Here is a 14,649-nt window from a genome sequence, read left to right on the forward strand (position 1 = left end):
GATGCTAAGAATGAAGAAAAAAATAGACGCACATATTATCGCAACAATGGGATTACTGATTGGATTAATGGTCGTTTTGTCTCAAGTATTAGGGTTTGAAACCCAGCTGTTGAAAATTACCTTTGATTTTGTTCCAGAAGTGGTTATGGCTAGTTTATTTGGCCCTTGGTGGACAGCAATTGGTGCTTCAATTGCTGATATTATCGGGAATACTCTTTTAGGGAAAGCTCCTTTTTTCATTGGCTTTACACTGAATTCATTCATTGCAGGTTTGCTTTATGGCTACTTTTTTTATAAAAAGCCCATTACAATAAAAAATTCTTTTCTATGTGTTCTTTGCAATACATTAATTATCAGTTTGTGTCTGACACCAATTTGGTTGTCAATGATGTATGCAATTCCTTTGACCGATACGAAACTTTGGGGAATACGTATTGTCAAAGCGGTGATCATGCTACCTGTACAAACAGCCATGATCGTATTCTTTGGTCATGCGATTCCTTTGAAACGCTTCGCTCGTAATATTTTCTAAACGAACTAACAATTCTATTGGGGATGATAAGAATGTTTAAAACAGGAGATGAAGCAGTACGCTGGATTCATTCGCGCAAAAAATTTGGATCGCGGCCTGGTTTGATACGAGTCAACGAGCTACTGAAGCTGTGCGGTCATCCCGAAAAGAATAGTATCGGGATTCACATTGCAGGAACAAATGGAAAAGGTTCGACGGTAACTTACTTGCGTTGTTTATTAGAAATGCAGAAGCTAGCAGTGGGTACATTTACTTCGCCGTACATTGAAAGTTTTTATGAACGTATTTCGATTAATGGGAAAGCAATCTCCGCAGAAGAATTTGTCCAGCTAGCAAATGAATTTCGCCCTCTGGTAGATAGTATGGATGAGGATACACGCTATCAGGGAATAACAGAATTTGAGATATTGACTGCAATGGCCTTTTCTTATTTTCAAAAGCACGCAGACATCGCAATTTTCGAGGCAGGTATCGGGGGAAAATGGGACAGTACGAATGTTTTTATACCAATTTTAACTGCTATTACTACGATTGGATTAGATCATACAGATATATTAGGCGAAACTGAGGAAGAAATTGCCTTGCAAAAAGCTGGCATTATCAAAAAAAACATACCTATTGTTACAGGAAACATTTCGCAAAATGCAGTGAAAATAATTGAAGAAGTCGCTTCTAAAAAAAATGCGCCACTCTCTAAGAAAAATACCTCTTACCAAGTTCACTATGTGAAGCAAAGCCCTGAAAGTCATAGTCCTAAGGATTCTATAAGTGGAGAAATGTTTCACTTCGAAAATGAAGACTTTCAATTTTTAAATCTTAGAATTCCTTTATGTGGAAAATACCAAGTGGAAAATGCAGCAACTGCCCTTCAACTTTTTTTGCTTTATTGTCAGCAGCAAAACAAAGCGATACAAAAAGAGAGCATACAGAAAGCTTTAGAAAAAGCGCGATGGCCAGGTCGTATGGAGAAAATCAGTTCACAACCGACGATCATTATCGATGGGGCACACAATCCACATGCCATAAAAGAATTTGTTGATACAGTTACAGAAAAATTTCAACAAGGAAAGAAATATATTTTGTTTTCAGCGCTAACAACCAAAAATAGTAGGAAAATGATCCGACAGATGCAGCAAATCCCTAATAATTGCCTTATAATAACCACATTCGATTACCCGAAAGCGTTGAAAAAAGAAGATCTTGTTCGAGAAAATAGCCAATTTAAATATTATCAAGAGTGGCAACAAGGTATTAAGGAGATTGTTGCTAAAATGGGATCGAAAGATACTCTTTTTATTACTGGTTCATTATATTTTGTATCGCAAGTTCGCACATATTTATTAGATGATAGGAGATGTTTAGAAGGTATCTGAAGGAATAATCTGATCCATTAATCAACGTGTGTGAAGAAACCAGAGAAGCAATATAAGAATAAATATGAAAGAAACAGTAGAATGGTTAGAAATGACATACTTCAGTTTTTCCATCTTTGGAAAGCCTGAAGTATGTCACTTTTTTGCGAATGCTTTTATTTTTTCTAAAAACTATTTAATGAGGAACCCTTTTCTTAATTTCTTAAGAAGTGAAAAAGCATCTTGTGAGAAAAGAAACTTTTCATTATACTTCAAGTAATTGAAAACAAAAGGTGGGTTTTTCCCGTGAAAGAGCATAAAAAAATAGCAGCAATTCGGGTAGCGTTAGCTGTCGGTTTGACACTGATTGTGATTGGGCTAGTCATCTGGTTCATCATTGGCTTTTCTGTAGGACGAGCGGTCAGTTCGAGTGGTTCAAAATCATCAACTGTAGAGACTTCTCAAGTAAACCAATCCGCTATCAAAGAACAGCCCGTTACTTATTTTAATCAATTTCTGCCCTTTGAAAGCGAATTTAACTATGATCCGAATACACAAGGATTTAATTTATTTTATGATTTGATGCGCTATTTTTCTTCTGTGAAGGTGCAAGAAGATGTACGGATCGATTCTTACAGTGTGAGTGGTGCAACCTATCAAGATGGGCTGCTGACGGTAAAATTTACTGTGTGGCCCAAGTCGATCAATCGTGAGACGATGACATCTTATTGGGGGAAAGTTTCCGATGACGGTTCTGTGCGGGACATTTGTTGGCAAGTTAAGGTTGCTACGACTGCTCAAGGGGACAAAGCGATCACGAATGTAGATGCGGGAGATCTAAGTGCGATCACCGATAAGAACAATCAAATGACCACCTCAAAGGAAACGAATCAGACGATTGCGTATAAAACAGAAATTGGTAAGAGTCAATTGAAATTAACTTATGATAGCTGGAAACATCAAATCATTCTGCCCTATCCGTTAGATGATTTTTTTGGCGGCGAGTATAGTGGCGACAAACAAGCGCTGATCGCTGGCAGCTATATTTTGACTCCTGAACGGACTGGATTTATCCGAACGGAATATGCTAGTGAGGGCAGTCCAACTCAAAATGTCTATTATACTTATACGGAAAATCAAGGAAATACGTGGAAGAATGTTGCTCTGGCAGAGCAGACAGCAGCTGTACGTTTTCGCAAATTGACATTTGGCCAAGACGGTTTTGGTTACATTTTCTTATCGGGTGGCCGCGTAATGGGGCAGGAAGGCTATCTCTCATATGTGACCCAAGATGGTGGCAAGACTTGGCAGGAAAAGCAAGTGGCTAAGGGAATCAGCCGACTCTTGACGGACGCGTGCTACCTCAACGAGAATGTTGGCTTTATGAGTTTCGGCGGAGTAACGCCAACAGAACCAAGTCTCTATGTGACGACAGACGGAGGAAACACGTGGCTGGAAGCTGCTTTTGAAATGCCTGATGAATGGAAGAAGGTTTTCGTGGTTGCTGAAGCACCTTATCTAGAAGATGGAAAGTTGAAAGTTATGGTCAATCAAGGTCCCATGGGGGATTACAAAGGTGGAACAGTCAAAGGCGTATTTACCTCAGAAGACAATGGCATGACGTGGACGTATGTCTCTGAAATAGATTCAACGACTGATGAAGGCTAAGCTCGGTTAAATTTTGTTTAAAAGTCAGCGACAAAAACTGTAGAAGATCACTATAGATGTTCTCAAAAGAATTGCAAGAAATTTTTTTTGTGATAGACTATGGCTAATCTTGCATTAGTGCGAGTCTAAATAAAATGTAGAGTGAGGGAGTAACGTGGCAACGAACAAGGTGATCCTTACTGGGAAAATTAATGAGATGCCCAGTCGAGAACAACTGGCTTCTGCAGCAGCAAATAATACGTGTGTACGGTTTAATTTAGCAGTCGCTGCACAGTGGCAAACAAGCGAACAGTTGCAAACAGAATGGTTTGCTTGTGTTATCAACGGCAAGCAAGCAGAAACTTTTTTGCGGTATACCCAGAAAGGTGCAAGTGTTAAAATCAATGGACATTTGCATATGTGTCCTTTTGAAACCAAGGAAGGACAATCTGTCTATGGTGCCGAAGTTGTAGTAGATAGTTTCCAATTGCTGGAATTGCCGCCAGAATCTCTACAAGAAACCGTCGAATCGATCGCTCAGCCTGCGGTCTCACCTAACCGTCGTCAGGAAGCTTCTGATACGGATACATTGAAAAATCAAGTATTGGAATTTTTGAAGGATGAACATTTTATTTAAGACCTAAAAGGATGTTCCCCATTTCTTCATCTTCTGAACTGGTATCGGACATCCTATTTCAAAAAAAGCGCGGCAAAAAAGAGACGAAAATGACCTTCATAAGCCTGTTCAAACGAGTAATAGTTTGTCGATTATTAAAATAGTAAAGAACAAAGTGTTGAAAAACGAAACTTTTTTAAGAAAAGACTTCCCATGCAGGAAGTCTTTTTTTGGAAGCAGATTTCTTTGTGGGCGGATTATAAAAAACTTTTTTTTGTGCCAAATAATGGCGTCCTTTGTCTTGACAGACTAAGGATTATCAAGACAAAAGAGAAAAAAGAACAAGAAGAATTCTTTCAGAATGGGAAAAGAATAAAGGGTCTTTTTTTATCATTAAGTGATGAAAAGGACTATAAGAAAGTCAATCGTTTTAAAAAAAATTAATAAAAATTCTTGCAAATTCTCATAGTTATCTGTAAAGTGTTACTTGTAGTCAGCAAATAAAAAAAGAAGGAGGGATTACGATGCAAAACGTTACAGCAAAATTCGCAAACAACAAAATAGTAGTTAATCCCTTATTCGGTAATCCGTTAGTACACAGATAGTGTCGATATTTTTTGACGTTATGCTCTGTCCTTTTTCCGAAAGGGCAGAGCTTTTTTGTGTACTTTTTTAGATTGAGAGGGAAGAAAATGAAATATATTTTACAACAATTAACGACGTATTTTAAAGCGCATAAATTGCGTTATGCAATCGTATTTATTTTTATGGTTATTGCCAGTGCGATGTATGTAGCACCGATCTATATTTTGCGCTTATTCATTGATGCACTGATTCAAGATGACTTTACGATGGCAATTTTGATTCGCTATGTCAGCTTGTTTGCCGGTGCGATACTTTTAGGCTATATTGCAGAATTTATTTGGACATTTAATTTATTTATCGGATCATACGATTTGCAAAAGCAATTGCGTCAGCAATTGATGAAGCATTTCTTAAACATGGGGGCTCCCTTTTATCATCGGTTTCGAACGGGAGACTTAATGACTCGTTCTAGTGACGATGTTCAAGTCATGGGAATGACCGTAGGCTATGGGTTGATGGTTTTCTTGAATACGAGTCTCTATTTGAGTTTCATCGTTGCCATGATGGCGATTACAGTCTCTTGGGTATTGACAATCATTGCACTGATTCCTATGCCCCTCTTGGCGTACTACATTTTCAAATGGGGTTCGCAAGTAGATAAAGCTTTTACAGAAGCACAAAACTCTGTTTCAGAGATGAATAGTGAAGTGTTGGAGATCATCGATGGTATCCGAGTGGTACGGGCATTCGGCTTAGAAGCAGCAACGACGCAGCAATTTCAGCAAAAAACAACAGAAACTCGTGAAAAAAACGACATCGTTTCCGAGATTGATTCCCGTTTTGGGCCGCTGATTACAATTATTTTGGCGATTAGTTTTGTGATGAGTTTCGGGATCGGGGCTTTCCTAGTAGCCAATCAACAAATCACTATTGGTGCGATGGTATCTTTCCAAGTCTATCTAACGATGGTGGTTTGGCCGATGATTTCAGCAGGAGATCTGGTAAATGTGATGCAGCAAGGGGCTGCTTCTTGGCGTCGGATCAATGAAGTATTGCAGACTGGCGATCAGCTAGAATCTACAGGACAACAACTTGTACCGATGATCCAAACAATTGAATTCTCTGAGTACAGTTTCAAATATCCGAATACGGAACGATTTGTCTTACAAGACGTTGATCTGACTATTACCAAAGGAGAAGTGTTGGGGATCGTCGGCAAAACAGGTAGTGGTAAGACTTCCTTGCTACGTCAGTTCGGACATCGGTACCCGTATTCAAATCAAATGCCAATGATCAATGGGCAGCCTTTGACTGCTTTTCAGACAGAAGAGATTCGTCGTCACTTTGCGGAAGTTCCGCAAGAGCATACGTTGTTTTCACGAACGATTCGCGAAAACCTATTGTTCGGGGACCCAGACGCATCCGAAGAACGCTTATGGCAAGCGTTATCACTCGCATGTTTCGCTGAAGACATCAAACGGATGCCAGAAGGCCTTGAAACATTAGTCGGTGAAAAGGGAGTTTCTTTATCAGGGGGTCAAAAGCAACGTTTGTCGCTAGCACGGGCCTTTCTGCGAAGGAGTGATGTACTGTTGCTGGATGATGCTTTGTCAGCTGTCGATGCAAAAACAGAGCAAACGATCATCGCAAACCTTAAAGCAATGACAGATGCACCGACTTCGATCATCGTGACCCACCGCTTATCCGCCATCACGGACGCCGATCAAGTGATTGTTTTGGAAGAGGGGCATGTTATCCAAAGAGGGACCCATCAGGAGCTGATCGCAGTTCCTGGATGGTACCAAGAGCAATATTATCATCAACAGTTAAAGGAGGACGATCAAGATGTTCTCAACGATTAAGCGCCTGCTGTCTTATGTAGGCTATTACAAAAAACAATTTTCGATCGGTGCAGTATTGCTACTGCTAGGTGCTGCACTGGAATTGACATCACCGCTGATTGCCAAACGATTGATTGACGGCGTCATGACTCCATCGGTTGAGACAGGGAATTTGAATATCCTTTTCTTGATCCAATTATTAGCGGGTTACTTGCTGATCAATTTGATTGGCTCGCTCTTTCGTTATATCAGCTTGCTGCAGCTGCGTAAAATGTCAAATCGCATTGTGAAGAAAATGCGGGACCAGCTTTTTGACCATATGCACCAATTGCCCGTTTCTTATTTTGATCAGATTCCTGCTGGGAAAGTAGTCGCGCGAATCACGAATGACACGGAAGTTTTGCGCTCCAATTTCTATGTGATCGTCATCAGTAATTTGATGAGCAATATCATTCAAATCATTGGGGCTTTCTTGGCACTCTTTTTCCTGAATCATACTCTAGGATTGGCTATGCTTATTCTGATTCCGATTCTGGGTATTTGGCAACATGTCTATACGAAGTATGCTTCCCGTTATAATATTGCCATGCGGGAATATATTTCTCAAATCAGTGGTCAGTTAAATGAATTTGTTCAAGGAATGGCAGTTATTCAGGCCTTTCAGAGAGAAGGCCAACTGCAGAAAGAATTCAATGAAACCGTCGAGAAATGGTTTCAGACAGGTCGAAAGTATCTGTTATTGGATTCGAGTATTGCCTGGGGATTGGGCAATCTTTTGCGGAATTCAACGATCCTGATTCTGATCACGACATTATCGGCATTCTTCTTGGATGGTCGGCTCGCTATCTCCGCAGGTTTGCTTTATGCCTTTATTGATTATATCAATCGACTCTATGACCCAATCGAAGGTCTGGTCCAAACGATCACCAATGTTCAGCAATCGCTAGCTGCTGGCAAACGAGTCTTCGAGTTTGCTGATCAGCCAATTGAAAAACAGCAAGAAGCAGTTATTGCGATCAAAGAAGGAAATGTTTCTTTCAATCAAGTAACCTTTGGATATGACCCAGAGCAAGCTGTTTTACACGAGATTGATTTTCAAGTATCTGCAGGTGAAACAGTCGCATTAGTAGGGCATACAGGATCTGGGAAATCCAGTATCTTGAACTTACTGTTCCGTTTTTATGACCCTCAAGCAGGGACTATCACGATCGATGATCAAGTGATCGAAGCATTCGACCGTCACAGCGTTCGTCGTTCGATAGCGATCGTGATGCAAGATCCCTATCTGTTTACAGGAACGATTGCCAGCAATATCGGTATGAATGATCCGTCAATCACAGAAGAGATGATCCTATCCGCATTAGAAAAAGTTGGTGCCGGTTACCTGCTGACGCGTTACCCGAAAGGTATCCATCATCCCGTCGTAGAAAAGGGCAATGAGTTTTCCAGTGGCGAACGTCAATTGATCAGCTTTGCCCGTGCTTTGGTATTTGATCCAAAAATCTTGATTCTAGATGAAGCAACGAGTCACGTTGATACCGAAACGGAGTCAATCATTCAAAAAGCAATGACAGTCTTGCAAAAAGGACGGACCACTTTTATGATCGCTCACCGCTTATCAACGATTAAGCAAGCTGAGCAAATCCTAGTTTTAGATCAAGGTAGAATCGTTGAACGGGGCAATCATGCCAGTCTGATACAAGCTGGGGGAATCTATCAGCAAATGTACCAAATGCAGTCAGAGCAACTCTGATTCATCAAGGATAAGACTCACTTTTTTAATAAGATAGAAGAAGCGTCAAGCCTAGGAATTTCCTTGTTTGCTTGACGCTTTTTTAGAGCAGTCTTTACTAACCGCTAATCGGTCAATGGCTGGATGTCACTGAGTTTGGCTACGCCGTAGTTGCCCCCTTCTAAAAGTTCGACAGTCGCTGTATTGCTCAGTAAGCGAACGATCTTGATCTTTTGTAAGGTAGGTTGTCCGATTACTTTCGCTAAATAGGATTTACTTGTACAAAGTTCTTCTTTTTTCATAAGCTTCACCTTCTTTTTTAGAGTTATACCATAGAAGTCCTTTTACAAGGAAGGCGTTTCACAAAACATTCAAACTTTTTTCGTAATTTGACAATAGCTGTCTTTATCCAATCCTCTTAAATCAAGACTTACCTGCACAGAAAGAGGAGAAAGAGGAAAAGGACAGCTAACGTTTGTAAAAAGAAAAAATCTGCCGTAGAATGAGAAAAAATAAGCGAAATGAGATGATTGGATGAAAGTTCTTTTAGTGGGACATACCGGAACGTTAGGGAAAATTTTGCTGGCTGGTTTACAAGACAAATCTGTTGAGGTTATCAGGGCGAGTCGAAGTGCAGGGGACTACCGGGTGGAGATTGCTGATCCAGAAAGTATTCGGACGCTGTTTTCAGAGATCGGTACTGTAGATGCTATTATTTCCGCAGCGGGTAGTACCGTCTTCAAACCTTTTGCGGAGTTGACACCGGAAGAAAATCAGCGCTCCATTGACAGCAAGCTGCAAGGCCAAGTCAATCTAGTGTTGATCGGACAGCATTATTTAACGGAGGGCGGCAGTATCACGTTGACCTCTGGCATCATTCAAGACGAGTTTATTCCGATGGGTACTTCTTCGGCATTGGTGAATGGCGCAATCGGTGCTTTTGTTGCTTCAGCGGCGTTAGAAATTGGTCGTGGCATTCGTATCAATGCGGTCAGTCCGAATGCGCTGGCAGGCTCTTGGGAGACCTATGCTCCCTCATTCCAAGGCTTTCTGCCTGTCGCGGATGAAAAAGTTTTTGCTGCCTATGAAAAATCAGTTTTTGGTATCATGACAGGACGGACCTTTACTGTTTATTAAAGCCGTCACTCGCTAAAAAAAGCCGTCAGAAGAAGCAAATTCTTCTGGCGGCGTTTTGGTTTACGAAACAGGTTGTGGGTGAATATCAGGCATCGTTTGGAGTAGATAGTTTCTTGCGAAAGTCACATCCGTGATCCAAGGCAAAACATCTGCCTTCGACAACAAAACAGGCATCCGATCATGGATTGGTGCAATCGTTGCATTGGGCTTGGTCGTCAAAATAATGGATTCATCTTCCGAACCGCTGGCAGTAGAATGGTTCCGATAGAAACCAGCAAGGTAGAGGGGCTCCGAGGAGTCAAAGAGAAACTTGTGCTTATCGCTATCCCACTCATAAAAGCCAGACATTGGAAAGGCACAGCGTTTTTCCAGAAATGGCTTCTTGAAAGTACGTTTTTCTTCTACGGTTTCTGCTCGGGCATTGATTAAAAGTTGGCCTTTTTTGAAACCAGTAAAGCCCCAATGGGTTAGGATCGGTACGATTTGCTGCGTGTCATCGGCAATCAGCGTGACGACCTGGTTGGAAGGGAAAACTTCATCAACAGCGATTTTTTTGTTTTGTTCTTTAGCTATCGTGACTAGTTCTTGATAATAATCAGACAGCTCACCCGTCCTTGGATCAAATAAATATCTCCCACACATGGTGTTTCCTCCTTTTTAGCAATGCTGTGAATTCCGGCTGGTCCACAGATTCAATTTATCAGCAAAAGAGATAGGCGTATAGCAAAATGCTTAGCAGCCATCCTATTTTGGACGAACTGCTTTGCCTTGAGGTTCGTTTGAGATACCATCCATTCCACCGGCATGACCACCAACGAGATTCGCCCGTGCAATCGCTCGTCCGCCTTCTAATTTGCTGGCAGCATGAACGATTGAAGTAAATCCATATTTGGCGCGAATTTTATCGATCAGTAAATCAAGCTTTCGCTGTTTTAGTTGTTCTTCCGGATCTTGGAACAAATCGAGCTGAACGCTTTGGGTAAAAACCAGTCTCGAATAAGTGATCCCCACATGACGAACCACTTGTCCTGTGTAGTATTTGCGAAATAAGAACAGTGCGTGAGCAATCAATAGTTTGGTGTTATCTGTCGCAGGGATTTTCATTTGGTGGGCAAAGCCCTTCTGTGTCTCTCCAAAAGCTGTTCCAATATAGAGATGGATACATTGTGTTTGGCAGCCTTCACGGCGGATTCGGGCGGCGACTTGTTCTGCCATTTCTTTGATAACTAATTCGATCTCGCTCTGCAAGTAATAATTTCGATTTAAGACTTGATTATTGCCATAACTTTTTTCCATTGTCTTTGGGGCTGGTTCTGCTAAAATCGTTCGATCGATCCCGTTGGCATGGTGGTATAATTGTTCCCCAATGATGCCCATACGGCTGCGCAAAAAATCTGGATCAGCATGAGCCAATGCTTTGATCGATTCGATCCCCAACTGAGTCAATCGTTTTTGGGTTCGAGAACCAATCCCCCAAAAATCAGTCATCTGCGAAATTCCCCATACTTTGCTTTCCACATCTTGATATGTCCATTCGGCAATGAAGGTGGGATTTTTCTTTGCTTCGGTATCGAGGGCCAATTTTGCAAGAAGAGGATTATCACCGATCCCGACAGTTACCCGCAGTCCGGTCGCTTTGAAGACATGGGCTTTGATTTTTTCTGCCATTTTGTGCCGCTTCTCGCTTCTAGAAAGAGAAGGATCAGGAAAAAATAAATGTAACGTTTGCGTCACATCCATCAGCGACTCATCAATTGAATAGAGTAAGAGATCTTCATCCGCCACATAGTTCCGATAAACGTTGTTGACTTTCAAATTTTCTTTGATATATAGATTCATGCGAGGTGAAACTTTATATAGATCCGGGTGGTTGGGCAAGTTGTCAGCACGAGTGACATTGGTGATCCCCAGAACAGTTTTCGCCATTGGCGAAGCTGCCAAGACTAATCCGTTTCCTGTGTTATCTGAATGAGACATGACTACTAGCAAGGCGGTCAAAGGATCTAGCCCTCTCTGGACACATTCGACAGATGCATAGAAAGATTTTACATCAATGAACAAAATATCCCGTAACGGTTCTTCTTCATAATTAAATCTCCCCATCAAAAACGCCTCCCTAGTTGTATAATACAAACATACGTTCTCTTTTGTAAAGCGAACACACCTTAAAACTTTTGATTTTTGTAAAATCATCGCGGCAATTAAAAACAGCTGCAACAAAAAAAGCCCTTGAGAAGGGCTTTAATGACATAAAAGCAGAACAGAAGCTGGCGCTAATAATCACGCGATGAGCTATCCTGTAATTTTTTCATTGCAGAAAAACAAGAGGGAATTTCCGTGACAAACTAAAATGAGTTTCGGCTGATGACGACAAACAATAGCTGGTTTTTTATTGTACTTTTCGTCAAACCTTCATTCTTTTTCGTTATAATAAAGGTATAGTGAATGAACGAACAAAAGGCTTAGATAAGTAATGCAAGCGATTACTGAACGTTGCCGCTATCTACTGGAATCCCTAGTGTAAAGGTCGTTCCATAGACGGTGCTTTTTACTTGTAAGATCCAATCGTTTTTCTTAGCAATCGATGAGACGATGAATAAGCCGAGACCAGTTCCATTGGACTCTGTCTTCGTTGTGAAAAAAGGCGTGAACATTTTACTTTCTATTTCTTTCGGGATCCCTGGACCATTATCTGTCACGGTAAGTTGCGCAAAATGTTTGTCGCAATAAGCAAGTGAATGGTTTTGGAATGCTGTCAACTGCTTATCTGCTGCTGCACTAAGTCTGACTTGGATGTGCGGGTTTTCTGGCTGAGCCTGATAAGCATTGGTGATCAAATTGTATAAAATAACTTGTAAGTCACTGGCTTCAATGAGTGCAGTGCCCACAAAAGAAGCTTGATAGGACAATGTGACTTTCTTTGGTACGAGTACGCGCATGGTGTCAATGGCTCCTGATACCACTTCTTCGATCGAGAGGGATTCTTTCGTTTTGATTCCAGTCTTAGTAAAGCGCAATACATTCGTAGACAGGTTTTGGCCTTTTTGCGCTGCTTGGTAGACTTCATTTAGATCAGCAACGAGCGCTTCGTTTGACTGGTATTCTTCAATCAACAGTTGCAGATTTCCGATCATCGGAGTAAGAAAATTATTCATGTCATGAACAATGGTAGTGGTTAGCAGACCTACTGTTTCCAATTGCGATTTTTGCATCATTGATTTTTCAAGGGCATGCTTTTCCTTCAAAAAATTTTGCCGTTCAACTAAACGCAGATTTTCGATATAGGTCCGGTTTTGGCGATTGTAATGACTAAAACTGACTGCTAAAAGAATGATGATTGCTAAGAGAATGGTCAGTAAGCCAAGTATGATCAGATTTTTTTGCAGTGCGAGTCCATTTCGTTCATAAAAGTCCGATGAACTGGCAACGATCCAGCGTGCATCCCCAACCGTAATCCATTCATAGGCTGAGATTTTTAAAACTTTTTTGGGGTCTTCTTCTGTCCACCAGTAAGAATTGTAGCTTAATGTTCCTTTTTCATTGGTCTTTTGGACATCTTCTAAATGAGCCAAATCGCTGTAGTCGAGGTCAGGATATTTCAGCTTTCGCCCATTGATGATGTCTAATCCGATTTGTTCGGTGGAAGGGTGCATGAGCACTTTCATTTCTTCATTTTTGACCATCGTATAGCCATTTTGGTTTTCTGTTGTGTCAATCTCTTGCTGATATAGCTCTTCAAGATTGATTGGCAGAACCAAGATAGATTGAAGCACATGATGCTTGTCATAGACCGGTCGATATAAATTGACATAAGACGTATCATCAGCAAAGTAAGCTTCGCCGTTTTGAAGAACCGAACCCTTTAAAGCTTTGAGATAAAGGGGATCTTGATCAAAAGCCGTGACTTTGACAGGTTCTTTAACAAATTGGTCAGCATGGATGTCTTTGCCAGAAAGGAGAGTGCCCGTTGGTGAAACAAGATATAATCCGGCGGCAGCCGAGGTCTTGAATAGGAGACTGTTGTCCAACTGAGTGTCTTCGATCAGTTCATGGTAATTTTTTTCATTAAAAATATTCGAAGCATAATCTTCCAGTGCTAAAGTGTAAGATTTGATTTCCAATCGCAATATTTTGATTACAGAGTCATTGATTTTGGCTAGTTGATTCTCCCCCATTTTTAACGCATGTTTTTGTGTCTGCTGATAGCTGTTTGCTGTGATGACCATTCCTAATACAGTCAAAAAGAGGACGGTCATCATTCCTAGAACAAGCAATCTGCTTGAAGGCTTTTTCATAAAAAACGCTCCCTTTAATAATTTGATCCAAAGAACTAGGAGGAAAAAAAGTGAGAAACGAAAAAATTCTTGTCGTTGATGATGATCCAGCAATACGACGATTGATATGGAAATCACTCCAATCGACCGGAATCTTGATTTATCAAAGTGATTCGGTTGAAAAGACAGTCGATATCATGACACGGGTAAAATTTGATTTATTTTTATTGGACATTAGTTTAGAACATGAAAACGATGGGTACTATCTTGCTCAGATTATACGTGAAGAAGATCCACTTGTCCCGATCATTTTTCTCAGTGGCAAGAAAAATGAAGAAGACATCATTACTGGATTGGAAATGGGTGGAGATTATTATATTACCAAGCCATTTTTGCCTAACTTATTAAGAGCACAAGTAACAGTGACCCTTGATAGAGGGCAAGTTATCAAAGAGCATCGTGCCCTTTCAAAAGAGAGCAAAATCATGATTGGAGATTTCTGCTTTGACAAGTCTCGCTACCAACTCTACAAAAAGGAAGAACCAATCAAGCTCTCATCCAAGGAAACAAAATTGATGCAATTTTTTATAGAAAACCCGGATCAAGTTTTTTCGAAAGAACAAATCTATCAAAGCGTATGGAACGGCAGTGAGCTAGACGCAAATACGGTCATGGTTTTTATCAATCATTTAAGAAATAAGATTGAAGATGATCCAAAGCAAGCTCGCTATATCAAGACAGTATGGGGATTAGGCTATACCTTTTTGCCCGATGGTGTTTAAAGGATCTCTTCTAGTTGAGCAAAATAAATACCTAATGCCAATAGATCTGCAGAACCTCCAGGACTTAAGTGGCGTTGAGTCAAAATCCTATCATAGCTTTGTAATTCATCAAGCAATTCTTCTTTTGAGAAGGTGGCTTGGTGAATTTTTT

General features: G+C 40.7%; 14 protein-coding genes. 9 read left to right on the top strand and 5 right to left on the bottom strand.

All coding sequences use genetic code 11. The features are described from left to right. The first annotated feature begins 10 nt into the window (after window positions 1-10). The 7 genes from AB5Z52_RS00315 (at window position 11) to AB5Z52_RS00345 (ending at window position 8,326) form a co-directional block, all read left to right on the top strand. Window positions 11-532 carry a folate family ECF transporter S component gene (locus AB5Z52_RS00315; protein WP_005470644.1) on the top strand — a complete coding sequence of 174 codons (522 nt, stop codon included), beginning with the start codon at window positions 11-13 and terminating at the stop codon, window positions 530-532. Window positions 533-564: 32 nt separating this feature from the next. Further along, window positions 565-1,905 carry a folylpolyglutamate synthase/dihydrofolate synthase family protein gene (locus AB5Z52_RS00320; RefSeq protein WP_003125733.1) on the top strand — a complete coding sequence of 447 codons (1,341 nt, stop codon included), beginning with the start codon at window positions 565-567 and terminating at the stop codon, window positions 1,903-1,905. Between the two features lie 285 nt (window positions 1,906-2,190). Continuing rightward, the gene (locus AB5Z52_RS00325; RefSeq protein ID WP_005470649.1) at window positions 2,191-3,552 is read left to right on the top strand and encodes a hypothetical protein; all 1,362 of its coding nucleotides are present in this window, start codon (window positions 2,191-2,193) and stop codon (window positions 3,550-3,552) included. Window positions 3,553-3,706: 154 nt separating this feature from the next. Further along, entirely contained in the window at window positions 3,707-4,168 is a 462-nt protein-coding gene (locus AB5Z52_RS00330) for a single-stranded DNA-binding protein (RefSeq protein WP_003125737.1), read from the top strand. Window positions 4,169-4,360: 192 nt separating this feature from the next. Beyond that, window positions 4,361-4,591, top strand: a complete 231-nt coding sequence (locus AB5Z52_RS00335) for a hypothetical protein (RefSeq protein WP_029486506.1) — start codon at window positions 4,361-4,363, stop codon at window positions 4,589-4,591. A gap of 248 nt (window positions 4,592-4,839) precedes the next feature. Continuing rightward, the gene (locus AB5Z52_RS00340; RefSeq protein ID WP_005470656.1) at window positions 4,840-6,594 is read left to right on the top strand and encodes an ABC transporter ATP-binding protein; all 1,755 of its coding nucleotides are present in this window, start codon (window positions 4,840-4,842) and stop codon (window positions 6,592-6,594) included. Beyond that, window positions 6,578-8,326 (top strand): ABC transporter ATP-binding protein, encoded by a 1,749-nt coding sequence (locus tag AB5Z52_RS00345; protein WP_368243337.1) that lies wholly within the window; start codon window positions 6,578-6,580, stop codon window positions 8,324-8,326. Before AB5Z52_RS00340 ends, AB5Z52_RS00345 begins: the two co-directional genes overlap by 17 nt. Window positions 8,327-8,430: 104 nt before the next feature. On the opposite strand, the gene AB5Z52_RS00350 is transcribed toward AB5Z52_RS00345, so the two are convergent. After that, window positions 8,431-8,607, bottom strand: a complete 177-nt coding sequence (locus AB5Z52_RS00350) for a hypothetical protein (protein WP_005470657.1) — start codon at window positions 8,605-8,607, stop codon at window positions 8,431-8,433. A 232-nt stretch (window positions 8,608-8,839) separates the two neighbouring features. Between AB5Z52_RS00350 and AB5Z52_RS00355 the strand changes: the two genes are divergently transcribed. Next, on the top strand, window positions 8,840-9,442 hold the full coding sequence (locus tag AB5Z52_RS00355; RefSeq protein ID WP_003125744.1) for a short chain dehydrogenase: 603 nt from the start codon (window positions 8,840-8,842) through the stop codon (window positions 9,440-9,442). 60 nt (window positions 9,443-9,502) lie between these two features. Here AB5Z52_RS00355 and AB5Z52_RS00360 read toward each other — a convergent pair whose 3' ends face one another. The 3 genes from AB5Z52_RS00360 to AB5Z52_RS00370 all read right to left on the bottom strand — a co-directional run bounded on the left by AB5Z52_RS00360 (window position 9,503) and on the right by AB5Z52_RS00370 (window position 13,737). After that, window positions 9,503-10,084 (bottom strand): SOS response-associated peptidase, encoded by a 582-nt coding sequence (locus AB5Z52_RS00360; protein WP_003125746.1) that lies wholly within the window; start codon window positions 10,082-10,084, stop codon window positions 9,503-9,505. A 102-nt stretch (window positions 10,085-10,186) separates the two neighbouring features. Further along, window positions 10,187-11,545 (bottom strand): Y-family DNA polymerase, encoded by a 1,359-nt coding sequence (locus tag AB5Z52_RS00365; protein ID WP_003125747.1) that lies wholly within the window; start codon window positions 11,543-11,545, stop codon window positions 10,187-10,189. 380 nt (window positions 11,546-11,925) lie between these two features. Beyond that, complete coding sequence (locus tag AB5Z52_RS00370; RefSeq protein WP_021150234.1) at window positions 11,926-13,737, bottom strand: ATP-binding protein; 1,812 nt, start codon at window positions 13,735-13,737, stop codon at window positions 11,926-11,928. Between the two features lie 50 nt (window positions 13,738-13,787). Here AB5Z52_RS00370 and AB5Z52_RS00375 point away from each other — a divergent pair, with 50 nt between their 5' ends. Continuing rightward, window positions 13,788-14,498, top strand: coding sequence for a response regulator transcription factor (locus tag AB5Z52_RS00375; RefSeq protein ID WP_003125750.1), 711 nt, complete (start codon window positions 13,788-13,790; stop codon window positions 14,496-14,498). Here AB5Z52_RS00375 and AB5Z52_RS00380 read toward each other — a convergent pair. After that, window positions 14,495-14,649 (bottom strand): triphosphoribosyl-dephospho-CoA synthase (locus AB5Z52_RS00380; RefSeq protein WP_368266809.1); only part of this gene is annotated, 155 nt, incomplete at its 5' end. The two genes, AB5Z52_RS00375 and AB5Z52_RS00380, sit on opposite strands and share 4 nt — an antisense overlap.

This window comes from Enterococcus sp. RTP21361st1_A6_RTP21361_211029, assembly GCF_040910045.1.
Classification (GTDB): Bacteria; Bacillota; Bacilli; order Lactobacillales; family Enterococcaceae; genus Enterococcus_D; species Enterococcus_D gallinarum.

Bases quoted from the DNA above. Each gene is read 5' to 3' on its own strand.
- AB5Z52_RS00345 (WP_368243337.1), top strand. From the start codon at position 6,578: ATGTTCTCAACGATTAAGCGCCTGCTGTCTTATGTAGGCTATTACAAA.
- AB5Z52_RS00360 (WP_003125746.1), bottom strand. From the start codon at position 10,084: ATGTGTGGGAGATATTTATTTGATCCAAGGACGGGTGAGCTGTCTGAT.
- AB5Z52_RS00355 (WP_003125744.1), top strand. From the start codon at position 8,840: ATGAAAGTTCTTTTAGTGGGACATACCGGAACGTTAGGGAAAATTTTG.
- AB5Z52_RS00335 (WP_029486506.1), top strand. From the start codon at position 4,361: ATGCAGGAAGTCTTTTTTTGGAAGCAGATTTCTTTGTGGGCGGATTAT.
- AB5Z52_RS00315 (WP_005470644.1), top strand. From the start codon at position 11: ATGAAGAAAAAAATAGACGCACATATTATCGCAACAATGGGATTACTG.
- AB5Z52_RS00370 (WP_021150234.1), bottom strand. From the start codon at position 13,737: ATGAAAAAGCCTTCAAGCAGATTGCTTGTTCTAGGAATGATGACCGTC.
- AB5Z52_RS00350 (WP_005470657.1), bottom strand. From the start codon at position 8,607: ATGAAAAAAGAAGAACTTTGTACAAGTAAATCCTATTTAGCGAAAGTA.
- AB5Z52_RS00365 (WP_003125747.1), bottom strand. From the start codon at position 11,545: ATGGGGAGATTTAATTATGAAGAAGAACCGTTACGGGATATTTTGTTC.
- AB5Z52_RS00340 (WP_005470656.1), top strand. From the start codon at position 4,840: ATGAAATATATTTTACAACAATTAACGACGTATTTTAAAGCGCATAAA.
- AB5Z52_RS00320 (WP_003125733.1), top strand. From the start codon at position 565: ATGTTTAAAACAGGAGATGAAGCAGTACGCTGGATTCATTCGCGCAAA.